Here is a 22,822-nt window from a genome sequence, read left to right on the forward strand (position 1 = left end):
GTGCTGGTCGCATGAGACGGGGCACTGCTGTTGCCGGTCGGTCGCTCGTTCACGAGGACTCCTCGGCACCGGGCATGTCGCTCATCGTGCTTCCCCCACGCGCATGCGGAAGTTCCCTTCCTGTCTCTTCGTACCCACCCAACCACAGTATGTAACGAAGTGACGACCCAGCGTAAGGAGAAGGGAAGCCGATGGAAGGGTCAGACCACGCCGTAGAGGCGGTCGCCGGCGTCGCCGAGGCCGGGGACGATGTAGCCGTTCTCGTTGAGCCGCTCGTCGAGGGCGGCGGTGACCACGCGGATGGGCTTGCCGGAGCCGGCGAACGCCTTGTCCATGTACGCCAGGCCCTCGGGGGCGGCCAGCAGGCAGATGGCCGTGACGTCGACCGCGCCCCGGTCGAACAGGAACTGCACGGCCGCGGCGAGCGTGCCGCCGGTGGCGAGCATCGGGTCGACGACGAAGCACTGACGCCCGGACAGGTCGTCGGGCAGGCGGGTGGCGTACGTCTCGGCCTGGAGGGTGGACTCGTTGCGGATCATGCCGAGGAAGCCGACCTCGGCGGTGGGCAGCAGCCGGGTCATGCCGTCGAGCATGCCGAGCCCGGCGCGCAGGATGGGCACGACGAGCGGCTGGGGCTTGGCCAGGCGCACGCCGTGGGCGGGGGAGACCGGGGTCTGGACGGTGACGTCGGTGACCCGGACGTCGCGCGTCGCCTCGTACGCCAGCAGCGTCACCAACTCGTCCGCGAGCCTGCGGAAGGTCGGGGAGTCGGTGCGGACATCGCGCAGCGTGGTGAGCTTGTGGGCCACGAGCGGATGGTCGACGACGAGGGTTTCCATAGCGCCCAACGGTATCCGGTGGACGGAGTGGTGGCATCCCGGGCCTTTGGTTTTGATCACAATTTGGTCGGAGAAGCACACGCCGCGTGGCCTGTTCTGGAACGATTGGGGTCTGGTGCGAACCTGTCGTGTCAGAGGCTCGGGTGGGGATGGCGATGACAGACGAAGATGCGCTCGACTTCGCCATAGTGATTTACCGCGAGGACGAGCGGTGGCACGCTGAGCTGTTGCCCGTCACGCTCACGTCCGACCTCCAGGGCCTGATCCAGGCCCTCAGGCAGCAGCCGAGCGAGAGCGGCACCATCGGCCTGATCGCCGTCGGCGACGAGTTCTTCGTGGCGCTGCGCGTGCTCGGCGAGCGGGTCGACGTCTTCCTGTCCGACATCGCCGCCTCCTGGGACTTCCCCCTCGCCCGCCAGGTGCTGCACTACCTCGACGTGCCGGTCCCCGACGAGGAGGAGCTCGACGAGATCCTCCAGGACGAGGAGACCGTGCTGCCGGCGGGAGATCTGTCGATCTTCGCCGATCTCGGATTGGACGAGATGGAGCTGGGCATCCTCTCCGGCGACATCGATCTCCTCCCCGAAGATGTGCTGTCCAGCATCGCCGCGCGACTCGGCTTCTCCGAGCCGTTCGAGCGTGCCATCGAATCGGTCTTCGGCTGAACCCCCCTGGAGTGCGGGCATGGCGTCCAACACCTTCTCTGCGGCTTTTGTCAGGACTTCCGACGGCTGGACCGGCGCAGAGGTCGATCTGCGCCACGCGGAGATCGTCGACGACTTCGGTGACGCCGTCATCGAGACCCTGGGCCTGACGGGCGACGAGCTGGCCCTGCTCTGCGTCGAGGTCGAGGACGAATGGTTCGCCATCGCCCGCTACCGCGGCGAGGACGAGCCCCGGGTGTTCCTGTCGGACGTGCACGCGATCACCTCCAACAGCATGGGCGAGCTGTTCGCCGAGTTCGCCGGCGTGGCCCCCGACAAAGAGGGCAACGGGCTCGGCGTGCGTCCCGCCGGTGACTTCGAGCTGCTCAGCGACCTCGGCGTGAGCGCCGAGGAGCTGCTGGAGCTGAGCATGGAGGAGGGGCTGCTGCCCGCCGACGTCCTCTCGGTGATCGCCGAACGGCTGTCGTTCGCCGACGAGCTCGACCGGTTGCGTTGACCCACGAGGAAGCGATGCGCCTGGCCCTGGCCGAGGCCGTCGCGGCCGGCGGCAGGGGCGAGATCCCCGTCGGCGCCGTCGTGCTCGGCCCGCTGGGCGAGGTGCTGGCCGCGGCCGGCAACGACCGCGAGTCCGCCGCGGATCCCACCGCGCACGCCGAGGTGCTGGCGCTCAGGCGGGCCGCCGCGCTGCGCGGTGAGTGGCGGCTGAGCGGCTGCACGCTGGTGGTCACGCTGGAGCCGTGCACGATGTGCGCGGGCGCGTCCGTGCTCGCCCGGGTCGACCGGATCGTGTACGGTGCCGTCGACGCCAAGGCCGGCGCCGTGGGCTCGCTCTGGGACGTCGTACGCGACCGCAGGCTCAACCATCGGCCCGAGGTCGTCATGGGCGTCCTGGCCGAAGAATGCTCTGCCGTCCTCAAGACGTTCTTCGCTACTCGGAGAATCCGGTAAGCTCGTCCGCGGTGGTGTCGCCTAGTGGCCGAGGGCGCACGCCTCGAAAGCGTGTGATGGGGCAACTCATCCGTGGGTTCAAATCCCACCACCACCGCCAGCGGGCCTCCGACGACCTCGGAGGCCCTTTTCTTTTGCCCTCAGGGCTGCTGGGTGGGCCCGTCGGCCGGCGGATTCAGGTTGAGCTGGACGTCCGGCGGGCTGTCCTCGACGACCTGCGTCTGGACCGTCCCGCCGCCGCGGGTCTCCGGACGGCCGTCGTCGGTCAGGACGAAGAACAGCGCGCCGCAGGCGCTCAGGAGCAGCAGCGGCAGTCCGATGGCCAGCAGCACGATCAGGTTGCGATTGTCGAGCGGCCCTGGCTCCTCGACGTACTCGTGCGCCGGCGGCTGCGAGTAGTAGGACGGCGGGACGTATCCGGGTGGCGGCCACGACCCGTGTGGCGGTGGATACGACACGGCATTCTCCGAATGATGTTGAAAGACGCGGACGTGACACACGGCACGTCGATCAGGTTGACACATGAAAAAGGGAGCCGCGAATGGCGGCTCCCTTTTCCGGCGCGTTTCAGTTGGGCAGATCCAGGACCCTGGCGTGCAGGATCGACCGTTGGTGCAGGGCCGCGCGCAGGGCCCGGTGGAGGCCGTCCTCCAGGTAGAGCTCGCCCTGCCACTGCACGACGTGCGGGAACAGGTCGCCGTAGAAAGTGGAGTCCGCGGCGAGCAGCGAGTGCAGGTCCAGCATGGCCTTCGTGGTGATCAACGAGTCGAGCCGGACCTGCCTGGGAGGGATCTGCGCCCACTCTCGGTTCGTCAGACCGTGTTCGGGATAAGGGCGTCCGTCGCCGACGAGCTTGAAGATCACCCACCTCATTTTAGGAGAGAATTCGACCTGCTGCGTTGTCCAGGGCTATCGGCCCAGCTCAGACTGTTCACACTCGCCCGGCCGGCCGTTTTGGTAGCCGCGCTGGAAGGCGTTGACGCGTTGCTCGGACGAGCCGTGCGTAAACGATTCGGGATCGATTCTGCCGCTCGTGCGTTGCTGGATTCTGTCGTCGCCCACGGCGGCCGCGGCGTCCAGTGCCTCGGCGATTTCCGTCTGGGTGAAGGCCTTTTCGTAGAAGCCGGTGCGGACGGCGTTGTGCGCCCACACGCCCGCGTAGCAGTCGGCCTGGAGCTCGACGGGGACCGAGCTGCCGGTGTCCGACTGGAGGGCCCCACGCAGGTCCTGGACGTGATGGCCGTATTCGTGGGCGATCACGTACGCCTGGGCGAAGGGGCCGCCCTTGGCGCCGAACTGGCTGTGGAGCTGGTCGAAGAAGCTCAGGTCGAGATAGACGCGCTGGTCGCTCGGGCAGTAGAACGGCCCGACGGCGGAGCTGGCCGCGCCGCAGCCGGTGCGGAGGCTGCCGGAGTACAGGATCGTCTTCGACGTCCGGTAGTCGGGGATCTCCTGCTTCCAGTAGTCCTGGATGCTGTTGACCACCCCGACGACGCGGCACTTCTCCGACTGGTCGGCGTCCTTGCCCGTCTTGCACTCCTCGGCGAGTTTGGCCGGGGGTTGCTTCTGCGCCGGCTCGGCGTCGCCGCCCCCGCCGCCGAGGTTGTTGAGCACGAACACCAGCACTAAGGCGATCAGGCCGACGATGCCGCCGCCCCCGAGGACCATGCCGCCGGGGAAGCCGCCGCCCGAGAACCCGCCGCCACCGCGACCGCCGACGTCCTCGACCTGCGACGAGTCGAGGTTGACGTCGTCCTTGAAATCCATATCTGACGTCCCTTCTGGGTGCTGCCCGCTAGAGAGCTTCCCCGGGAGGGCGCCTAGATGCCATCCGAGAAGGTGTCACATCTGTCCGGGAGGCCGCTGTCGTATCCGACGCTGAACCACTTCTCGCGTTGCTGGGAGGTGCCGTGGGTGAACGCGTCGGGCGTGACGCGGCCCTGCGAGCGGCGCTGGATGCTGTCGTCGCCGACCGCCGCGGCGGCGTCGAGGGCCTGGTTGATGTCGGCCTGCGAGAACGGTTCGCGGTAGAAGCCCGTCTTGACCGCGTTGTGCGCCCAGACGCCGGCGTAGCAGTCGGCCTGCAGCTCCAGGCGCACGGACGCGCTGCCGGCGCCTGGCCGGCTGTTGTTGCCGACCTTGTCCATGGTGCCGAGCAGGTTCTGGACGTGGTGGCCGTACTCGTGGGCGACCACGTACGCCTGGGCGAACGGGCCGCCCTCGGCGCCGAAGTCGCGCTGGAGCGTGTCGAAGAAGGCCAGGTCCAGGTAGACCTTGCGGTCACGCGGGCAGTAGAACGGGCCCACGGCCGAGTCGGCGGGGCCGCAGCCGGTGTTCACCGCCCGCGAGAACAGCACGGTCTTGGCCGGCGTGTACTGCTGGTCGCGTTCCTTGAACTCCTGCCGCCAGTAGGACTGGATGCTGTTCACCGTGCCGACGATCCGGCAGTCCTCCGACTGGTCGGCGTCGGCGCCCGTACGGCAGCGCTCGGCCAGGTTGCCGCTGGGGGAGAGCTGGCCGGGGGCGCTCGGGTAGCGTGCGCCGCCCTGCTCGCCGCCCTCGTCGCCGCTGAACGGCGTGGGGGCGAGCTTGAACAGGAACAGCCCGGCCACCGCCAGGACCAGCAGCAGGCAGCCGCCGCCACGGCCGCCGATGGGCAACATGCAGCCGCCGCCCGGCATCCCGCCCCAGCCGCCGCCGCCCCGGCCGGGCTGGGAGCCGGAGGCCCGGACGTCCTCGACCTGTGAGGGGTCGAGTGGCGCGTCGTCGTCGAACTGCATGCCCTGTGTCATCCCCCGTAGTCGGTCGATTACGCAAGGCAATGTGTGGGACTGTGATTTCCTGCCATTTGTCAGCTAATCTGCCGCCATGACGGGTGGGTTGGTGGGGATCGCGCTGGTGTCCCTGGGCATGGTTCTGACGCCCGGACCGAACATGATCTATCTGGTCTCCCGCTCGATCAGCCAGGGGCGTCGTGCCGGGCTGATCTCGCTCGTCGGCGTCGCGCTCGGGTTCATGGCGTACCTGACGGCGACGTGCCTCGGGCTGACGGCCGTGTTCGCGTACGTGCCGGTGGCCTACACGGCGCTCAAGCTGGCCGGGGCCGCGTACCTGCTCTGGATGGCCTGGAACGCGGTCAGGCCGGGCGGCGCCTCGGTCTTCCAGCCGCGCGAGCTGGCGGTCGAGAGGCCGCGGAAACTGTTCGCCATGGGGCTGTTCACCTGCCTGCTCAATCCCAAGATCGCGATCCTGTACCTGTCGCTGCTGCCGCAGTTCATCGACCCCGCCATGGGGCACGTGCTGCTGCAGAGCCTCGCGCTCGGCTCGGTGCAGATCGCGATCGGCACGCTGGTCAACGCGCTGATCGCGATCTCGGCCGGCGGCCTCGCCGCCTTCCTCGCCCGGCATCCGGTGTGGCTGCGGGTGCAGCGGTACGCGATGGGGACCGTGCTCGGCGTCTTCGCCGTACGGATGGTCGCCGACCGCTCCAAGGCGCTCGTGCCGGCCTGACCGGGCTCTACTGGCTCACCTGGGCCCTGAAGCGCTCGTGGGCGGCCTGCTTGGAGATCCCCATGGCCTCCCCGATCTCCGCCCAGGAGGCGCCGTTGTCCCGCGCCCCGGCGACGGCCTGGTCGAGCAGCGTCCGCTGCCAGCTCTCCACCTGCGACAGCAGGGTGAGCGCGGCCAGCGGCCGATCGGCCGCGAGCTTGACGACCTGCTCGCACAGCAGGTTCGACTTGATCACCAGCCAGTTGGGCGGGGCGGCGGCGAGCAGCGGCGGCGTGTGCCTGCTCCACCACCGGTACTCCGCCTCCTTGGCCCCCTCCGGCGTCGCCGGATACCGCCGCCGATCGGTCCACCCGCACGAACAGGCGGCCTGATACCCGACGAACGTCCTGGTGAAGGCGCTGGACGACGAGGCCAGCTCCCCGTCGGGCAGGACGGGCGCGACGAAACCCTCGTGCCCGGGAAGCTCGGGCGTGCTCAGAGTCATAACCGTCAAGATATCCTGACGATTCCAGCTCCCGCCACCCGTGACGGCCATCAGGCACCGTCATCGGGGTTCAGCGTCTCGGCCACCTGGCGGTGCACCCGGGTGAGGGCGAGGACCAGCACCACGAGGATGACGTCCAGGATCAGCACGGACACCAGCGGCGGCAGCCGGCGCGCCGCGAGCCCGGCGACGGCGCAGGCGCCGCAGGCGAGGAGCCGGGCCGCCCACGCCCGGCCCGTGGTGACGTAGTACCACCACGCCTGCGCGACCAGGTACAGGATCGGGCCGCCGAACAGCAGCAGGCTCAGCTGGACGCTGCCCGGCCCGGTGGTGCGGCCGATCGCCAGCGCGGCCCCGACCGCCAGGGCCACCAGACCGGTCAGCGTGCCGTACGTGCCGTTCACCGCGCGGTGGACCGAGCGCATCGGGTCCGTCGTGGTGGCGATCTGCCGCGTCACGATCTCCTCGCCGCCCAGGAAGTACGTGGCCCACAGGCACACCAGCGCGACGAACACGCCGAAGGCGGCGGCCACCGTCGGCGCGTCGACCGCGGCGCTGGAGATCGACGAACCGATGGTCAGCACCGTCTCGCCGAGCTGCAGGATGAGGAACAGGCGGATGCGCTCCACCATGTGCTCGGCGTCGAACACGAAATACCGGGACGGGAAGACCCGGCCGGGCAGGGGGTGTCTCAGCCACGTCCCGGCGAGGTCCACCGCGGCGGCCGCGGCCCACCAGAGCAGCCGCGGCCCGTGCTCCGCCGCGGCCCCGGCCAGCCACAGCGGGATCGAGACCGCGGCCCACACCAGCACCCGGTGATAGTGGCTGCGCAGGACGGCCACCGACGCGCTCACGGCGGCCGTCGTGCCGGTCAGGACCAGGATCACCACCAGCGGCACCACGAACGCCCACGGACGGTCCCCGAACGCGTGCGGGACCTGCGCGTTCATGAACAGCCCCAGACCCATCACCACCAGCACCAGCCCGCGGGTCCTGGACCGGGCGATGTCCAGGAAGGTGGCGTCGAAGCTGGTGAGCACCCACGTGCTGAGAACCGCGACCAGCATCACCGCGGTCTCGGCGGCGCCGCGCCAGGACAGCTCGGCGTGCAGGTGCTCGGCGAGCTGTCCGACGGCGAAGACTAAGACCAGGTCGAAGAAGAGTTCCAGCGGGGAGACGGCGCCTGCCGAACCCGCGTAAAGAAGGACGTCCGGCCGCCAGGACCGCTCTTTACCCCCTCGACGTGCGACGTTCCGCCTGCGGGGGATGGGAACCCGGACGGTCGTCGCCACTGGAGGAAGAGAAGTCATGTCACTCACCGGAGTTCTTCCCGGGCGGCTGGGGTTCGGCACGGCCCCCCTCGGCAACATGTTCCGCGCGATCCCCGAGGAGGAGGTGCGGGCCACCCTGGACGCCGCCTGGGAGCAGGGCATCCGCTACTACGACACCGCCCCCTTCTACGGCGCCGGCCTGGCCGAGTCCCGGCTCGGCAGCCTGTTGTCCGGCAAGCCGCGCGACTCCTACGTCCTGTCGACCAAGGTGGGCCGGGTCATCCTCGACGAGGTGGAGAGCGGCGACCGGGAACTGGGGGAGAAGGGCGGGCTGTTCGAGCACGGCCGACCCAACCGGATGCTCGACGAGTGGACCGCCCCCGCCACCGAGCGCTCGATCGAGGACAGCCTCAAGCGTCTGGGCGTCGACCGGCTGGACATCGTCTGGGTCCATGACATCGCCCAGGACTTCCACGGCGACCTGTGGCTGCGGAAGTTCGAGGAGGCCCGTACCGGGGCCTTCCGGGTGCTGGCCCGGCTGCGCGACGAAGGCGTGATCAAGGGCTGGGGGCTGGGCGTCAACCGTACCGAGCCGATCGAGCTGACCCTCGCCCTGGACGAGCCCCAGCCGGACGGCTTCCTGCTCGCCGGCCGCTACACGCTCCTCGACCACGCGCACGCCCTGCAACGGCTGCTGCCCATGGCCGAGGAGCAGGACGTCAGCATGGTCGTCGGCGGGCCCTACAGCTCCGGCGTGCTCGCCGGCGGCACCCATTTCGAGTACCAGCAGGCGCCGCCGGAGATCGTCGAGCGCGTCGGGAAGATCAAGGCGCTCGCCGAGCGGTACGGGGTCAGCATCAAGGCGGCCGCCCTGCAGTTCTCCCTCGCCCATCCGGCGGCCGTCGCGGCGATCCCCGGCGCCACCCGTCCGAGCCGGATCGCCGAGGACGTCGCCGCACTCAATGAGGACGTGCCCGCCGCGTTCTGGCAGGAGCTGCGCGCCCTCGGCCTGGTCAGCCCCGACGCGCCCCTTCCCGGCGGCGCCTGAGCCTCGTACCCACCGCACCGACACAGGAGAACGACCATGGCATCGACCTCGGTCAGCCGCGTGCTGCCCGCGTCCCCGCAGCGGGTCTGGGACCTCATCGGCGGGTTCCACTCCCTGCCCGACTGGCTTCCCTACATTCCCGAGAGCACCATGCTCGAAGGCGGCCGCGTCCGCCGGCTGGCGAACCCGGACGGCGAGGTGATCGTCGAACGCCTCATGCACTTCAGCGAGACCGAGCGCCATTACACCTACTCCATCATCGAAGCGCCCTTCCCGGTCACCGGCTACCTCTCCACCCTGCGCGTGCACTCGATCCCCGGCCGCGAGGACGCCGCCGAGGTGCAGTGGTCCGGCTGCTTCACCCCGGTGGGGGTGAGCGAGAGCGAGGCGGTCGCCCTGTTCACCACCATCTTCCGTGACGGCCTCGACGCCCTGCACGGCTCCCTGACCGCCTGACCCGACCGGCTCAGCGCCCCGGGCGCCTGGCGACCAGCACCTCGGTGGTCAGCCGCTGCTCCCACCGGCCCGCGGGATTGCCGGCGAGCAGCGCCCGTCGCAGTGCTTCCACGAAGGCGGGCAGCCGGTCGCCCAGCCTTGCGGGCGAGCTGTAGGAGTAGGAGAGCTGGAGCCCGATCAGTCCGTCCACGTCCCACGTCAGCCGTCGGCTGAACACCCGGGAGTCCAGGCTGCTGAAGGGCGAGGCGGCGAGCACGCCGCTGTGGTGCTCGCCGGTGGCGTGGAACGAACTGGCGGCGGTGTGGATGTCGAGGCCGAACTCCTCGCACACCCGTCTCTCGATCGGCTGCCACGGTTGCGCGTCCGGCTGCCACGGCTCACCGTGCCGCCTCGCGGGGCCGACCAGTGCCACCACGCCGCCGGGCGGCAGCAGCGCGTCCAGCTCCACCAGCACGGACCGGCGGTCCATCCAGTGGAACGACCGTCCCATCACCACGTGATCGAACGGCGGCAACGCCCCCAGACCGGTCGAGTCGCCACGCAGCCAGACGATGTTCGCGACGCCCCCGGCCAGCCGCCTGCCCTCCGCCAGCATCTCCCGCGCCGGATCCACGGCGAGCACGGCCCCGACCCGCCGCGCCAGGGGGATCGCGATCGTCCCGGGGCCACAGCCGAGATCCAGCACCCGGCTGCCCGCGCCGAACGTCTTCGCCAGGTGCTCAGTCGTCGCCTGCCCGTGGCCTGGACGGTACCTGGCGTAGTACGGCGCGGCACTGCCGAACACATCCTCCATGAACCGGACCATAGAAGACCGGCCGGTCGAGGCGTCCGAAGAACGACACAACGCCAGAAGGGCCATGCCGTTGACCTGGCATGACCCTTCTGGACTGGCGGAGGATAGGGGATTTGAACCCCTGATAGGTTGCCCTATACACGCTTTCCAAGCGTGCGCCCTCGGCCACTAGGCGAATCCTCCGCCGACGAGCTTACCGGACTTCCGGCACTGCGGTGACCGCGATTTTTCCAGGACATGCTCAACCCGAACCGTGGAGCGAGCACTGCTGAGGCCGGTTAGACTGTCCAGGGACCCCTCGCGCGGCGTCATCCTGTGAACCTCCCCAGGGCCGGAAGGCAGCAAGGATAAGCGGGCTCTGGCGGGTGTGCGGGGGGTCTCTTCGTTGAGAGCCCCCTCGCAGGCGGGATGGTCGCATGAGCCTTGCGCTTTACCGCAAGTACCGACCCGGGACCTTCGCCGAGGTCAAGGGTCAGGAACACGTCACAGATCCGCTGCGACAGGCGTTGCGTACGGGCCGCATCAACCACGCGTACCTGTTCAGCGGCCCCCGCGGATGTGGCAAGACCTCCAGCGCGCGCATTCTCGCCCGCTCCCTCAACTGCGAGCAGGGCCCGACGCCCGACCCCTGCGGCACCTGCGAGTCGTGTGTGGCGCTCGCCCCGACCGGCCCCGGCCACCTCGACGTCATCGAGATCGACGCGGCCTCCCACGGCGGCGTCGACGACGCGCGTGACCTGCGCGAACGTGCCTTCTTCGCGCCCGTGTCGGCGCGCTACAAGATCTACATCATCGACGAGGCGCACATGGTGACCCGCGAGGGTTTCAACGCGCTGCTCAAGCTCGTCGAGGAGCCTCCGCCGCACCTGAAGTTCATCTTCGCGACGACCGAGCCGGAAAAGGTCATCGGCACGATCAAGTCGCGTACGCACCACTACCCGTTCAGGCTGATGCCGCCGGCGACGCTCAAGGCGCTGATGGAGGAGATCCTCACCTCCGAGAGCGTGCCCTTCGAGCCGCCCGCCCTGCCGCTGGTCGTCCGCGCGGGCGCCGGCTCGGCCCGTGACTCGCTCTCCATCCTCGACCAGCTCCTCGCCGGTGCCGAGGACGACGGCATCACCTACGCCAAGGCCGTCTCCCTGCTCGGCTACACCGACGGCGACCTGCTCGACGAGGTCGTCAACGCGTTCGCCGCGCGCGACGGCGGCCAGGTGTTCCAGGCGGTCAACCGGGTGATCGAGGGCGGCCACGACCCGCGCCGCTTCGCCTCCGACCTGCTGGAGCGCTTCCGCGACCTGGTGATCCTGGCCAACGTGCCCGAGGCGGCGTCCAGCGGGCTGCTCGACCGTCCCGCCGACGAGCTGGAGCGGCTGGTGGGGCAGGCGTCCTCGATGGGGCCGGCCGAGCTCACCCGTGCGGCCGAGATCTTCAACGCGGGGCTCACCGAGATGCGCGGCGCCACCTCGCCGCGGCTGCTGCTCGAACTGATGTGCGCGCGCGTGCTGCTGCCGGGCGCCTCGCAGGGCGAGGCGTCCCTGCTCGCCCGGCTCGAACGTCTGGAGCGCGGCGGCACGGTCGCCCAGATGGCCTCCAGGGCGGGCGCGGTGACGATCCCCCGTCCGGCTGCCCCGGGCGGCGGCCACGACGTGCACGTTCCCGTCGCGCCCCCGGCTGTCTCCGTCGGTACGGCGGCGCCGGTCGGCGGCGACGCGGCGGTTCCGGAGCCTGCGACGCCCGCGGGGAGCAACGGTTCCGCCGGTGGACAGGGGCCGGTGGGCGGCGGGGCCGACGACTGGCCCGAGCCCGTACGTCCCGGTTCGGCGGCGGCTCCGGCCTCCGACGCGCCCGCACCCGTCGCTCAGGCGCCTGTCGCTCAGGCGCCCGCGGCGGCGGGCCCGGTCGCGGGCGGGGCGGGCGGCATGCAGCAGCAGTGGCCCGCCGTGCTGGCCGCGCTCAAGCAGCGCAGCATCGTGGTCTGGGCCAACGTCAGTACGAACGCCCAGGTCGTGGGCGTCGAAGGCAACCTGGTCACGCTCGGGTTCAGCCAGGTCGGCGCGATGAAGAACTTCACCGGCGGCGGCAAGGACGCCGTCGTGGCGACCGCGCTCGGCGACGTGCTCGGCGGCACCTGGCGGGTCGAGGCGGTGGTCGGCGGCTCTCCGGCGCCCCAGGCCACCCGCGGCCCCGCACGCCAGCAGCCGCCGTCGGGCGGCCACGGCGCCCCGGCTCCCCAGGCGGCCCCGGCCGCGAGCCAGGCGACGACCAGCCCGCAGGGCGGGACGGGCGTCCAGGCGACCTCCCAGGGGCGGTCCGGCTCGCACGGCGGCTCCCAGGACGACCAGGGCTCCCAGGACCCGGGCCAACCTCCGGCCGCCGCGTCAGCACGCCCGGCCACCGAGTCCGCGCGCCCGACCACCGACGAGTCGTGGCCCGACGCGCCCGACGACCTCAGCCCCGGTTCCCCGCCGAGCCCCGACCCCACCCAGACCGTGACCGCCCGGCAGCCCGCCGCCGCGCCGGTCGGAGCGGGGCTGGCCGCCGCGCGGTCGGCCGCCAAGGCGGCCGCTCAGGCGGGTCCGCGCACCCCGGCGTCCCGCGCGGGTGGCACGGCGGCGTGGCCGAGCGCGATCCCGGGCCGTGACAAGGCCGCCGACGCCGACGACGTCGACCCGCTGAACGACGCGGACGCCGACGTCGACGCCGTCTCCGGCATGGCCCTGCTGCAACGCGAGCTCGGCGCCCAGGTCATCGGCGAGATCGACCACACCTGACCGCAAGCTCCCTCTGGACGGCTGTCAGGGGAAGAGGCGGGCGCGGGCGGCGGCCGAGCGGGGGTCCGTGGGCGGAAGGGCCGACAGGCGTTCCAGGATCTGGTAGTCGTCGCGGCCGTTGGGCGTCTGGGCGTAGGTCCACAGGTCGTCGGGCGAGCCGTGGCGCAGGAGGCACGCGCGGACCTGGGCTTCGAGCTCCTCGCGTTCGCGCCGGATGTCCGGCGACTCCGAGCGCGGCAGGAGCGGCCCGGGGTAGGCGCGGGCCAGCGCGGCGGTGTCGCCCGAGTCGAGCAGCCGGCGCACGCCGAGGAAGTCCGCCTCGACCGGGCAGACCAGCCGGTACGGCTTCGCCGCCAGCACCTCCCCGAGCTGACCGCGCAGCCGGTGGATCTCGGCCCGGATCGTCACCGGGTTGCCGTCGTCGCCGTAGAGGTGGAACGAGAGCTGGTCGGCCGACAGGCCCTGCGGGTGCAGGGCGAGCAGGGCGAGGATCTCGGCGTGGCGCAGTGAGAGCGGACGCGGGCGCTCGCCCAGGTCGGCCGTCGGGGTGCCCTCGCCCAGGCAGGTCAGGCGCAGGGTGGGCGGCGTCGCGGACGGCGTGTCGCGCAGGAGGTAGCCGTCGCAGAAGGGTTCGAGGAAGGCGACGCTCCCGTCACGCAGGATCATGCGCTGGCCGGACAGGGGGAGGCGGGCGCCGAGGCGGCCCATGGGATCGCCCGAGATGACCCGGCCCGTGGGCGACAGCAGGATGCCGCCGCGGTTGCGCAGCGACTCGTAGCGGCGGCGCAGGCGTTCGTCGCGCTCGTGCATCCGTACGGCGAGCTGCGACTCGGCGAGCCTGGCCGTCGCGCCGACCAGGGCGACCGTCGCCGGATGCAGGGACCGCGCGATGCCGCTGACGTCGACGCAGCCGATGACGTCGCCCGACTCCGGATCGCTGATCGGCGCCGCGCTGCACGACCAGACGTGCAGCACCCGCATCAGGTGTTCCTCGGAGTAGACGTGCACCGGCCGGCCGGTGGCGAGCGCGGTGCCGATGCCGTTGGTGCCGGCCATGCACTCGCCCCAGTGATGGCCGTCGGCCAGGCCCACCTGGTCCGCATCGCGCAGGATGCCGCCTTTGCCCTCACGCCAGAGCACTCGCCCGTCACGGTCTGTGACGATCATGACGTGCTCGGCCTCGTCGGCCAGGCCGGCGAGCGTCTGGGCGAGCAGGGGCAGCAGCGGCCGCAGCGGATGAGCCTCGCGGATCTCGACGACGTCGGAGGACTCGCAGACCAAAGGGGCGCTCCGGCCATCCGGGTCGATCCCCGCCGCGAGCGATCGCCGCCACGAGGCCGTGATCAGGGTGCGGGGCGAATCGGGCGAGCTCTGCCCGGTAGCCGCCGCTTCGTGTGCTCCGCGTAGAAGACGGGAGTACGCATCGAGATGGCCGTAACTCATCGGTCACTCCAAGTAGTCAACAACGAGCATCCGTCCTGGCGGCGATATGCGCAAGCTGTTCAGGGGGATTGCGTAGGGTGATTGAATGAACGCAACGTGTGTGCAACGTTGGGCGCACTACCGTTCCGAAACACGCGTCGGCGTGGTGCGGCCGCTCCGTCCGACGTGATGGCCGGGTCTCGGACACTGGAGGGGGGCCGAGATCCGGCCATGACAAAGGTCCGTGACGAATGGCCTGGAGGGAAACATGGGGAGCCCTCCCAGTACATGACGCCGCCCAAACACCGTAGGCTCGTGGCAGTCAAGAACCGGAGCCACGAGGAGCGCACGACGGTGAACCCAGGGGATGTCAACCTGCAGCAGCTGCTGGAGCAGGCTCAGCTCATGCAGCAGCAGCTTGTGAGCGCCCAGCAGGAGCTCAACGACGCGCAGATCGAGGGCTCGTCGGGCGGCGGCATGGTCACTGCCGTCGTCAACGGCTCAGGTGAGCTGCTCGAACTCAAGATCGACCCGAGCGTGATCGACGCGGCCGACCCGCAGGACACCGCCGACACGATCGCCGACCTGGTGATCGCGGCCGTCCGCGACGCGGTGCGCGCCGCCGCCGACCTGCAGCAGGAGAAGCTCGGCCCGCTCGCCCAAGGTCTGGGCGGCGGCGGACTCGGACAGCTGCCAGGGTTCTAGGCATGTACGAAGGGGTCGTCCAGAACCTGATCGACGAGCTCGGCATGCTGCCCGGGGTCGGTCCCAAGAGCGCGCAGCGCATCGCGTTCCACCTGCTGGCGGCCGACCCGGCCGACGTCAAGCGGCTGGCGCACGCGCTGCTCGAAGTCAAGGACAAGGTGCGCTTCTGCCGGGTGTGCGGCAACGTGGCCTCCGAGGAGGAGTGCCGCATCTGCCGTGACCCGCGGCGCGACACGCACGTCATCTGCGTGGTCGAGGAGTCGAAGGACGTCGTGGCGATCGAGAAGACGCGCGAGTACCGCGGCACGTACCACGTGCTCGGCGGCGCGATCAGCCCGATCGACGGCATCGGCCCCGACGACCTGCGCATCCGCGAGCTCATGACGCGCCTGGCCGACGGGCGGGTCACCGAGCTCATCCTCGCCACCGACCCCAACCTCGAAGGCGAGGCGACCGCTACCTACCTCGCCCGTCTGGTCAAGCCGATGGGCATCAAAGTGACACGACTCGCCAGCGGCCTGCCGGTGGGCGGTGACCTCGAGTACGCCGACGAGGTGACCCTGGGCCGTGCTTTCGAAGGACGGAGGCTCCTGGATGTCTGATATGTGGGATGTGCTGGCCGAAGAGATCGCCGCGCACGCGCAGAACTACGTCGACGGCCTGACCAGGGTCGCCGGCGGCGAGGGCGGCGACGCGATCTGGTCGCTGCTCCTGGTGGAGGTCGCGCAGGTGAGCCTGGCCGGCGCCAAGCTCGGCGCCAACCGCGACGTGATCCTGTCGGGCAACTACGAGCCGCCGATGAGCGAGGACCCCGACATCGACGGCGTTCGCACGGCGCTGGCCGAGCGGCTGGAGGCGGTCGACGACTACGCCGAGGTGTTCGACCCGTACAAGGACACGTCGGTCACGCCGTACCGGCTGTCGGACGACCTGACCGCGGTGGCCGCCGACCTCATCCACGGGCTGCGTCACTTCCACGCGGGCCGTCCGCACGAGGCGCTGTGGTGGTGGCAGTACTCCTACTTCAACACCTGGGGCAACCACGCGGGCGCGGCGATGCGCGCGCTGCAGGCCCTCGCCGCGCACTCGCGGCTCGACGTGGCGGAGGAAGCCACCACCGTGTGATGATCATCCACATAGTGGTATGAACCATCAGGCCCATAAGAGGCCCCCAGTAGACTGGCAGTTCACAGTCCAGACCGGGAGACTCTCGTGGCGCTCGTTGTGCAAAAGTACGGTGGTTCGTCCGTCGCCGACGCGTCCTGCATCAAGCGGGTCGCGCAGCGGATCGTCGCGACGAAAAAAACCGGCAACGACGTGGTCGTGATCGTCTCCGCGATGGGCGACACGACGGATGAGCTGCTCGACCTGGCCGAGCAGGTGTCGCCGCTGCCTCCGGGCCGCGAGCTCGACATGTTGCTGACCTCCGGAGAGCGCATCTCGATGGCTCTGCTGGCCATGGCGATCGCCAACCTCGGTCACGAGGCGCGCTCGTTCACCGGCTCGCAGGCCGGCGTGATCACCGACTCCACCCACGGCAAGGCGCGCATCATCGACGTGACGCCGGGCCGCATCCGTGAGGCGCTCGACCAGGGCCACATCGCGATCGTGGCCGGGTTCCAGGGCGTCTCGCAGGACACCAAGGACATCACCACGCTGGGCCGCGGCGGCTCCGACACCACCGCGGTCGCGCTCGCGGCGGCCCTGGAGGCCGACGTCTGCGAGATCTACACCGACGTCGACGGCATCTTCACGGCCGACCCCCGCATCGTGCCCGTCGCCCGCAAGATCCCCAAGATCTCGTACGACGAGATGATGGAGATGGCGGCCTGCGGCGCGAAGATCCTGCATCTGCGCTGCGTCGAGTACGCTCGGCGGTTCGACCTGCCGATCCACGTACGCAGTTCGTTCAGCACCACGGAAGGCACGTGGGTCGTCTCCGACCCTTACACCGAAGGAACCGAGATGGAGCAGCCGATCATCTCCGGCGTCGCGCACGACCGGAGCGAGGCCAAGATCACTGTTGTCGGGGTCCCCGACAAGGTCGGCGAGGCTGCCTCGATCTTCAAAACGCTGGCCGACGCCGAGATCAACATCGACATGATCGTCCAGAACGTCTCGGCCGCGGCCACGGGCCGCACGGACATCTCCTTCACGCTGCCCACGGCCGACAGCCAGGTGGCGCTGACCGCGCTGAAGAAGATCCAGGGCCGCATCGGCTACGAGTCGCTGCTCTTCGACGACCAGATCGGGAAGGTGTCGCTGATCGGCGCGGGCATGCGCTCGCACCCCGGCGTCACGGCGACGTTCTTCGCGGCCCTCGCCGACGCGGGGGTCAACATCGAGATGATCTCCACCTCGGAGATCCGCATCTCGGTGATCGTCGAGCAGGACGGTGTCGACGCGGCCGTGGCGGCCGCCCACCGTGCCTTCGATCTCGACGCCGACCAGGTCGAAGCTGTGGTTTACGGAGGTAGCGGACGATGAGCAGGCCCAATCTCGCCCTGATCGGCGCCACCGGCGCCGTCGGCACCGTCATGCGGGACATCGTGTCCAGCCGGGAGGACATCTGGGGCGAGATCCGTCTCGTCGCCTCCCCGCGCTCGGCGGGCAAGGTGCTGAGCGTGCGCGGCGAGGACGTCGTGGTCCAGGCGCTCGCGCCCGAGGTCTTCGACGGCATCGACATCGCCATCTTCGACGTGCCCGACGAGGTGTCGGCCGTGTGGGTGCCGATCGCGGCCGAGCGCGGCGCGATCGCGATCGACAAGTCCGGCACGTTCCGCATGGAGCCCGACGTGCCGCTGGTGGTGCCCGAGGTCAACCCGCTCGACGCGCGGCAGCGGCCCAGGAACATCATCTCGACCCCCAACTGCACCACGCTGTCGATGATGGCGGCCATGGGCGCGCTGCACGCCGAGTACGTGCTCAAGGAGCTCGTCGTCGCCTCCTACCAGGCGGTGTCGGGCGCGGGCGTGGCCGGCTCGGCCCGGCTCTACGACGAGGTCGAGGCCCTGGCCGGCGACCGTTCGCTCGGCCAGACGGCCGGCGACGTGCGCAAGGCGCTGGCCGGCAAGCTGCCCGACGAGTCGCCGTTCCCGGCGCCGATCGCGTTCAACGTGGTGCCGTGGGCGGGCTCGTACAAGGACGGCGGCTGGGCGTCCGAGGAGCTCAAGCTGCGCAACGAGTCGCGCAAGATCCTCGGCATCCCCGACCTGAAGGTCTCGGCGACCTGCGTCCGCGTGCCGGTGATCACCACCCACTCGCTGGCCGTGCACGCCCGCTTCGAGCGTGAGATCACGGTCGAGGACGCCCACCGCGTGCTCTCGGCGGCGCCGACGGTGGTGCTGATGGACGACCCGGCCAACGGCGTCTTCCCGACGCCGCTCGAAGTGGTCGGCAACGACCCGACCTACGTGGGCCGCGTCCGCCAGGCGATCGACTTCCCGAACACGCTCGACCTGTTCGTCTGCGGCGACAACCTGCGCAAGGGCGCCGCGCTCAACGCGGCTGAGATCGCCGAGCTGGTGGCCTCCGAGCTGTAGCCCGGCCCGACTCCGTGGGGACGCCGTGCGGGTGTGCGGCGTCCTTCGCGTTTTCCCGGAGGGTTCTGTTGCCTTCTCCGAGGGGTCGCGTCTCCCGGCGATTCGTGCTTTCCCGGCGGGGCGTGTTCTCCCGCGGGCGGGGCCTGTCACCGGAAGAGGATGTCCCAGTGGCTGCTCTCGTTGGCGAAGACGGTTCCGGTGGCGGAGCGGTAGAGCGCGGCGCCGTCGCCGCGGACCCCCGTCTTGCGGTGGTGCCTGGTGATGTAGCGGTCGATGCACGCGTTGTGCGTGATGTCGAGCTTGTAGCCGTTTCCGTGGCTGTACTGGCCGGGCGCGTGACCCGCCTCGGTGCCGCCGGTCACCATGACCGGGCAGCCGCTGTCATGCTTGAGGTCGATGATCCGGGCGATCGTGCCGGCCCTTACGGAGTCGAGCGAGGTGCAGTGGTGCATGTGGCGGCTCGTACAGTGGCCCGACGACTTCGTGCGCAGGCCCGAGCTCTTGAGCCAGCGGGCGGCCAGGGCGTGGGTCATGTGCATGGCGGCCTGCCTGGGCAGCACACGCGCCAGATCAAGCTGAGATCGCTTCTGCGACCTCTGCGGCCGGCTCTGAGGCGCCACCGCCTCCTCGACGCTCGCGGGCCTCGTGACGGCTTCTGAGCGCTCGGCGTGGTCCTGCATGTCCGACTGCGCGGCGAACGCGTCCTCGGCCTCGGCCCAGGCGTCCTCCGTCTCCTCGGAGTCCTCCTTCGACAGCTGTGACTTGGCGGACGCGGGGTCCGCCTGGTGCTGCTCGACCTGGTATGTCTCCGCCACGGCCGCCTCGACGGCGGCCTGCCGGATGTTGGTCCACGGTCCGTCGATCCCCTCCGGGAACCACAGGGACAGGTCGAGCATCCCCCCGGTCTCGTCAGGACGGTTGAACGGTGTTGGCGCCTGAACCCGCTCTCCACCTGATGGGTGGGAGGCGGCGGAAGCGGCCGACGCCAGCGCGATTATGGTGATCTGAATGCCGAGGAGCGCCACCACGAAGGTGCGCGCTGTTCCACGTATCCACATGTCGATGCCTTTTCGCGGAAAAGAGCCCTTCCGCCTGAAACGACAATCCCACCATTCCCAGGAGATAACTCATGTCTCATAGTCATCTTTGCCCTGTGGCGGCGATCACCGTGCCACTCCATGACCCACCGCGCTTTCAAGACGTAAAGTGACGAACGTGTCCGAAGCCCGAAACAGAGGATCGGAGAGCACCCGAGAGGTCATCGTCGAGACGGCCTTGCGACTGTTCCGTGAGCGTGGCTTCGACGCGACGACCATGCGCGCCATCGCCGCCGAGGCAGGGGTGTCAGTGGGCAACGCCTACTACTACTTCGAGAGCAAGGAGGCGCTGATCCAGGCCTACTACGACCGTGCGCAGGCCGAGCACGAGCAGGCCTGCCGGGAGTTCCTGGCCACGGAGAGGTCGTTCGCCGCGCGGCTGAGCGGGGTGCTGCGCGAGTGGGTGCGCGTGTCGGAGCCGTACCACGAGTTCGCGGTGAAGTTCTTCAAGCACGCGGCCGAGCCGACGAACCCGCTGAGCCCGTTCAGCGCGCAGTCGTCGCCGGCGCGGGAGGCGTCCATCGGGATCTACCGCGAGGTGGTCGAGGGGTCGAAGGACCGGATGAACGCCGAGCTGCGGGCGGAGCTGCCGGAGCTGCTGTGGTTGTTGTCGATGGGCATGGTGCTGTTCTGGGTGCACGACACCTCGCCGGGGTGCGCGCGGACGTACCGGCTGATCGAGGTCACGGTGCCGCTGGTGGACCGGCTGGTGGGGCTGTCGCATCTGCCCGGGTTGCAGGGGATAACGAAGGACTTCATCGCCGCGGTGCACGAATTGCGGGCCTAGGGGGCTCCTTGCGGTGACATACCGCTTGGTATGGTCGGCTCACCGTCGCCGAACCGGAGGCCATGAATGACGCCGAACTGGGGCATGACCATCCCCTTCTACGACCGTTCCCTGGCCAGGTCGCAGGAGCTGATCGCGGAGCTGCCGGGCCTCGGCTACACCGACGCCTGGTCGGCCGAGGTCAACGGGAACGACGGGTTCGTCCCGCTGGCGATGGCCACGCAGTGGGCGCCGGGGATGCGGCTCGGGAGCGCGATCGTCCCGGTCTCCACGCGGGGGCCGGGGCTGCTGGCCATGTCCGCGGCCACCCTGGCCGACCTGGCCCCCGGCCGGTTCGTGCTCGGCATCGGCTCCTCCTCGCCGGCGATCGTCGAGCGGTGGAACGCCGTGGAGTTCGCCAAGCCGTACGCCCGCACCCGTGACACGCTGCGCTTCCTGCGGAGGGCGCTGGCGGGGGAGAAGGTCTCCGAGCGGTACGAGACGTTCGAGATCAAGGGCTTCAAGCTGGAACGGGCGCCGAAGACCGCCCCCAAGATCGTGCTGGCCGCCCTGCGGCCCCGGATGTTGCGCCTGGCCGCCGAGGAGGCCGACGGCGCGATCACCAACTGGCTCGCCCCCGAGGACGTGCCCAAGGTGCGCGCCGAGATCGGCCCGGACATCGAGCTGATCGCCCGGCTGTTCGTCTGCGTGAGCGAGGACGCCGACAAGGTGCGCGAGATGGCCCGGTGGATGCTGGCGAGCTACCTGACCGTGCCCGCCTACGCCGCCTTCCACGACTGGCTGGGCCGGGGCGAGGTGCTGCGTCCCATGCACGAGGCGTGGGCGGCGGGTGACCGCCAGGCCGCGCTCAAGGCCATCCCCGACGAGGTGGTCGACGCCCTCGTCGTGCACGGCGACGCCGCCACCTGCCGGGCCAGGATCCGCCAGTACGTCGACAACGGGCTCGACACGCCGGTGCTCGCGCCCATTCCCGGCGGCGAGGTGCCGATCGAGCAGGCCGTGCGCGACCTGGCCCCGGTCCGGGAGGGCTGATGGACGACGTGCTGCGGCTCGACGCCGTCGGCCAGGCCCAGGCGGTCAGGGACGGGCAGGTGTCGGCCCGCGAGCTGGCCGAGGCCGCCATCGCCGCCGTCGAGGCGCACGACGGCGAGCTCAACGCCGTCGTGCACCGGCGGTTCGAGCGGGCGCTGGCCGAGATCGACGGCCTCCCGGCGGACGCGCCCTTCCGCGGCGTGCCGATCCTGCTGAAGGACCTGGGCTGGCGGCAGGCCGGCGAGCCGTACGCCGCGGGCTCGCGGGTGCGCGACGACCTGGACACCGCCGAGGACGGTCACGGCGTCGTGCGCCTGCGCCGGGCCGGTTTCGTGCTGCTGGGCCGGACGAACACCCCCGAGTTCGGCAGCACGGTCACCACCGAGCCGGTGGCGTACGGCCCCACCCGCAACCCCTACGACCCGGCGTACTCGGCGGGCGGGTCGAGCGGCGGCTCGGCGGCGGCGGTGGCCGCGGGCATGGTCGCGCTGGCCACGGCGAGCGACGGCGGCGGCTCGATCCGCGTCCCGGCCTCGTTGTGCGGCCTGGTGGGGCTCAAGCCGACGCGCGGGCGGCTGAGCATGGGCCCGTCCATGGGCGAGGGCTGGAGCGGCTTCTCCTGCCCCGGCTTCGTGAGCAGGACCGTGCGCGACACGGCGGCCGCGCTCGACGCGGTCTCCGGCTACGAGCCGGGCGACCCCTATGACGCCCCGGCGCTGCCCGGCCCCCTGACCGCCGAACTGCACGCCGACCCGGGACGGCTGCGCATCGGCTTCCTGACCGCCCACCCGCGGCCGGACGTGCCCGCCGACCCCGACCTGGCCGAGGCCGTCACTCGGGCGGCGGCGCTGCTGGAGAGCCTCGGTCACGACGTGACCCCCGGCGGCCCGCCGGCGCTCGCCGAGCCGGAGTTCGCCCGGCACTTCGGCGCCATCGTCGCCAACAACCTCGCCGCGCACGTCGTGAGCCTGGGCGCGGCCCGCGGCAGGCCGGTGGAGCTGCACGAGCTCGAACCGCGCAACGCGGCCATGGTCACCGCCGCCCGTGCCAACAGCGCGGCCGACCACATCCTGGCCACCCAGTGGGTGGACGGCTTCCGCCGCCGCATGGCCTCCTGGTGGGCCGGGGGCAACGACCTGCTGCTGATGCCGTCGTCGGGGGCGGCGCCGTTCCGGCTCGGCTGGATCCCGCCCGCCGATCTCAGCACCGCCTTCGGCAGGACCGCGCAGGTGGTGGCCTACACCTCGCCGATCAACGCGACCGGCCAGCCCGCCGTCTCGCTGCCGCTGCACAGGGACGCGGCGGGCATGCCGGTCGGCGTGCAGCTCGTGGCGGCGGCCGGACGGGAGGATCTGCTGATCCGGGTGGCCGCGCAGATCGAGCAGGTCAGGCCGTTCGAGCACGCCGCCATGCGCTGATCGTCAGGAACCCCTCACCCGGCTGACGCGTTAT

The 22,822-nt window shown here is 70.6% G+C and carries 25 protein-coding genes, 2 tRNA genes and 1 other RNA gene; 17 read left to right on the top strand and 11 right to left on the bottom strand.

Annotated elements, in window-relative coordinates:
- Positions 1 to 200 precede the first annotated feature (200 nt).
- Positions 201 to 839, bottom strand: coding sequence for a uracil phosphoribosyltransferase (gene upp, locus ACWEJ6_RS14205; RefSeq protein ID WP_387671738.1), 639 nt, complete (start codon positions 837 to 839; stop codon positions 201 to 203).
- A 149-nt stretch (positions 840 to 988) separates the two neighbouring features.
- Between upp and ACWEJ6_RS14210 the strand changes: the two genes are divergently transcribed.
- From ACWEJ6_RS14210 to ACWEJ6_RS14225, 4 genes are all read left to right on the top strand, one after another.
- Positions 989 to 1,504, top strand: a complete 516-nt coding sequence (locus tag ACWEJ6_RS14210) for a tRNA adenosine deaminase-associated protein (protein WP_387671736.1) — start codon at positions 989 to 991, stop codon at positions 1,502 to 1,504.
- Positions 1,505 to 1,523: 19 nt separating this feature from the next.
- A complete protein-coding gene (locus tag ACWEJ6_RS14215; RefSeq protein ID WP_387671735.1) occupies positions 1,524 to 2,000 on the top strand; it encodes a tRNA adenosine deaminase-associated protein in 477 nt (158 codons plus the stop codon).
- A gap of 14 nt (positions 2,001 to 2,014) precedes the next feature.
- A complete protein-coding gene (gene tadA, locus ACWEJ6_RS14220; RefSeq protein WP_397155899.1) occupies positions 2,015 to 2,452 on the top strand; it encodes a tRNA adenosine(34) deaminase TadA in 438 nt (145 codons plus the stop codon).
- Between the two features lie 10 nt (positions 2,453 to 2,462).
- Positions 2,463 to 2,552, top strand: a tRNA-Ser gene (locus ACWEJ6_RS14225).
- Positions 2,553 to 2,592: 40 nt separating this feature from the next.
- Here ACWEJ6_RS14225 and ACWEJ6_RS14230 read toward each other — a convergent pair.
- The 4 genes from ACWEJ6_RS14230 to ypfJ (ACWEJ6_RS14245) form a co-directional block, all read right to left on the bottom strand.
- Positions 2,593 to 2,910 (bottom strand): hypothetical protein, encoded by a 318-nt coding sequence (locus ACWEJ6_RS14230; protein ID WP_452423880.1) that lies wholly within the window; start codon positions 2,908 to 2,910, stop codon positions 2,593 to 2,595.
- Between the two features lie 109 nt (positions 2,911 to 3,019).
- The gene (locus tag ACWEJ6_RS14235; protein ID WP_352318431.1) at positions 3,020 to 3,316 is read right to left on the bottom strand and encodes a type II toxin-antitoxin system VapB family antitoxin; all 297 of its coding nucleotides are present in this window, start codon (positions 3,314 to 3,316) and stop codon (positions 3,020 to 3,022) included.
- Between the two features lie 45 nt (positions 3,317 to 3,361).
- The gene (ypfJ, locus tag ACWEJ6_RS14240) at positions 3,362 to 4,219 is read right to left on the bottom strand and encodes a KPN_02809 family neutral zinc metallopeptidase (RefSeq protein WP_358291277.1); all 858 of its coding nucleotides are present in this window, start codon (positions 4,217 to 4,219) and stop codon (positions 3,362 to 3,364) included.
- Positions 4,220 to 4,272: 53 nt separating this feature from the next.
- Positions 4,273 to 5,232 carry a KPN_02809 family neutral zinc metallopeptidase gene (gene ypfJ, locus ACWEJ6_RS14245; protein WP_387671734.1) on the bottom strand — a complete coding sequence of 320 codons (960 nt, stop codon included), beginning with the start codon at positions 5,230 to 5,232 and terminating at the stop codon, positions 4,273 to 4,275.
- 88 nt (positions 5,233 to 5,320) lie between these two features.
- Here ypfJ (ACWEJ6_RS14245) and ACWEJ6_RS14250 point away from each other — a divergent pair, with 88 nt between their 5' ends.
- The gene (locus ACWEJ6_RS14250) at positions 5,321 to 5,962 is read left to right on the top strand and encodes a LysE family translocator (RefSeq protein WP_397212521.1); all 642 of its coding nucleotides are present in this window, start codon (positions 5,321 to 5,323) and stop codon (positions 5,960 to 5,962) included.
- A gap of 7 nt (positions 5,963 to 5,969) precedes the next feature.
- On the opposite strand, the gene ACWEJ6_RS14255 is transcribed toward ACWEJ6_RS14250, so the two are convergent.
- Both ACWEJ6_RS14255 and ACWEJ6_RS14260 read right to left on the bottom strand, forming a co-directional pair.
- Complete coding sequence (locus tag ACWEJ6_RS14255; protein WP_387671730.1) at positions 5,970 to 6,446, bottom strand: hypothetical protein; 477 nt, start codon at positions 6,444 to 6,446, stop codon at positions 5,970 to 5,972.
- Between the two features lie 50 nt (positions 6,447 to 6,496).
- Entirely contained in the window at positions 6,497 to 7,738 is a 1,242-nt protein-coding gene (locus tag ACWEJ6_RS14260; RefSeq protein ID WP_452423884.1) for a low temperature requirement protein A, read from the bottom strand.
- A gap of 16 nt (positions 7,739 to 7,754) precedes the next feature.
- Here ACWEJ6_RS14260 and ACWEJ6_RS14265 point away from each other — a divergent pair, with 16 nt between their 5' ends.
- On the top strand, positions 7,755 to 8,765 hold the full coding sequence (locus tag ACWEJ6_RS14265; RefSeq protein WP_452423886.1) for an aldo/keto reductase: 1,011 nt from the start codon (positions 7,755 to 7,757) through the stop codon (positions 8,763 to 8,765).
- Between the two features lie 36 nt (positions 8,766 to 8,801).
- Positions 8,802 to 9,221, top strand: coding sequence for an SRPBCC family protein (locus tag ACWEJ6_RS14270; RefSeq protein ID WP_452423888.1), 420 nt, complete (start codon positions 8,802 to 8,804; stop codon positions 9,219 to 9,221).
- Positions 9,222 to 9,231: 10 nt separating this feature from the next.
- On the opposite strand, the gene ACWEJ6_RS14275 is transcribed toward ACWEJ6_RS14270, so the two are convergent.
- Together ACWEJ6_RS14275 and ACWEJ6_RS14280 are read right to left on the bottom strand one after the other, a co-directional pair.
- The gene (locus ACWEJ6_RS14275) at positions 9,232 to 10,014 is read right to left on the bottom strand and encodes a class I SAM-dependent methyltransferase (RefSeq protein WP_452423890.1); all 783 of its coding nucleotides are present in this window, start codon (positions 10,012 to 10,014) and stop codon (positions 9,232 to 9,234) included.
- 95 nt (positions 10,015 to 10,109) lie between these two features.
- Positions 10,110 to 10,197 (bottom strand) — tRNA-Ser (locus ACWEJ6_RS14280).
- A 106-nt stretch (positions 10,198 to 10,303) separates the two neighbouring features.
- On the opposite strand from ACWEJ6_RS14280, the gene ffs reads away from it, so the two are divergent.
- Positions 10,304 to 10,399: signal recognition particle sRNA small type (gene ffs / locus ACWEJ6_RS14285), an RNA gene on the top strand.
- Between the two features lie 31 nt (positions 10,400 to 10,430).
- Positions 10,431 to 12,785, top strand: coding sequence for a DNA polymerase III subunit gamma and tau (locus ACWEJ6_RS14290; protein WP_452423892.1), 2,355 nt, complete (start codon positions 10,431 to 10,433; stop codon positions 12,783 to 12,785).
- 24 nt (positions 12,786 to 12,809) lie between these two features.
- On the opposite strand, the gene ACWEJ6_RS14295 is transcribed toward ACWEJ6_RS14290, so the two are convergent.
- A complete protein-coding gene (locus tag ACWEJ6_RS14295) occupies positions 12,810 to 14,066 on the bottom strand; it encodes a GAF domain-containing protein (protein ID WP_452423894.1) in 1,257 nt (418 codons plus the stop codon).
- A gap of 495 nt (positions 14,067 to 14,561) precedes the next feature.
- Here ACWEJ6_RS14295 and ACWEJ6_RS14300 point away from each other — a divergent pair, with 495 nt between their 5' ends.
- The 5 genes from ACWEJ6_RS14300 to ACWEJ6_RS14320 all read left to right on the top strand — a co-directional run bounded on the left by ACWEJ6_RS14300 (position 14,562) and on the right by ACWEJ6_RS14320 (position 18,454).
- Positions 14,562 to 14,912 carry a YbaB/EbfC family nucleoid-associated protein gene (locus tag ACWEJ6_RS14300; protein WP_125640519.1) on the top strand — a complete coding sequence of 117 codons (351 nt, stop codon included), beginning with the start codon at positions 14,562 to 14,564 and terminating at the stop codon, positions 14,910 to 14,912.
- Positions 14,913 to 14,914: 2 nt separating this feature from the next.
- On the top strand, positions 14,915 to 15,514 hold the full coding sequence (recR, locus tag ACWEJ6_RS14305; RefSeq protein ID WP_125640516.1) for a recombination mediator RecR: 600 nt from the start codon (positions 14,915 to 14,917) through the stop codon (positions 15,512 to 15,514).
- Complete coding sequence (locus tag ACWEJ6_RS14310) at positions 15,507 to 16,037, top strand: DUF5063 domain-containing protein (RefSeq protein WP_352362187.1); 531 nt, start codon at positions 15,507 to 15,509, stop codon at positions 16,035 to 16,037. Before recR ends, ACWEJ6_RS14310 begins: the two co-directional genes overlap by 8 nt.
- Before the next feature lie 87 nt (positions 16,038 to 16,124).
- Entirely contained in the window at positions 16,125 to 17,399 is a 1,275-nt protein-coding gene (locus ACWEJ6_RS14315; protein ID WP_352318411.1) for an aspartate kinase, read from the top strand.
- Positions 17,396 to 18,454, top strand: coding sequence for an aspartate-semialdehyde dehydrogenase (locus ACWEJ6_RS14320; RefSeq protein ID WP_352362183.1), 1,059 nt, complete (start codon positions 17,396 to 17,398; stop codon positions 18,452 to 18,454). The genes ACWEJ6_RS14315 and ACWEJ6_RS14320 overlap by 4 nt, the downstream gene beginning before the upstream one ends.
- A gap of 146 nt (positions 18,455 to 18,600) precedes the next feature.
- Here the strand turns inward: ACWEJ6_RS14320 and ACWEJ6_RS14325 are convergent, their stop codons facing one another.
- Positions 18,601 to 19,350, bottom strand: a complete 750-nt coding sequence (locus ACWEJ6_RS14325) for a hypothetical protein (protein WP_452423897.1) — start codon at positions 19,348 to 19,350, stop codon at positions 18,601 to 18,603.
- Between the two features lie 319 nt (positions 19,351 to 19,669).
- Between ACWEJ6_RS14325 and ACWEJ6_RS14330 the strand changes: the two genes are divergently transcribed.
- The 3 genes from ACWEJ6_RS14330 (at position 19,670) to ACWEJ6_RS14340 (ending at position 22,788) form a co-directional block, all read left to right on the top strand.
- A complete protein-coding gene (locus ACWEJ6_RS14330) occupies positions 19,670 to 20,338 on the top strand; it encodes a TetR/AcrR family transcriptional regulator (protein WP_357973867.1) in 669 nt (222 codons plus the stop codon).
- A gap of 66 nt (positions 20,339 to 20,404) precedes the next feature.
- Positions 20,405 to 21,370, top strand: coding sequence for an LLM class F420-dependent oxidoreductase (locus tag ACWEJ6_RS14335; protein WP_452423899.1), 966 nt, complete (start codon positions 20,405 to 20,407; stop codon positions 21,368 to 21,370).
- A complete protein-coding gene (locus ACWEJ6_RS14340; RefSeq protein ID WP_452423901.1) occupies positions 21,370 to 22,788 on the top strand; it encodes an amidase in 1,419 nt (472 codons plus the stop codon). Before ACWEJ6_RS14335 ends, ACWEJ6_RS14340 begins: the two co-directional genes overlap by 1 nt.
- The last annotated feature ends 34 nt before the right edge of the window (positions 22,789 to 22,822 follow it).

It is taken from the genome of Nonomuraea sp. NPDC004702 (assembly GCF_053601695.1).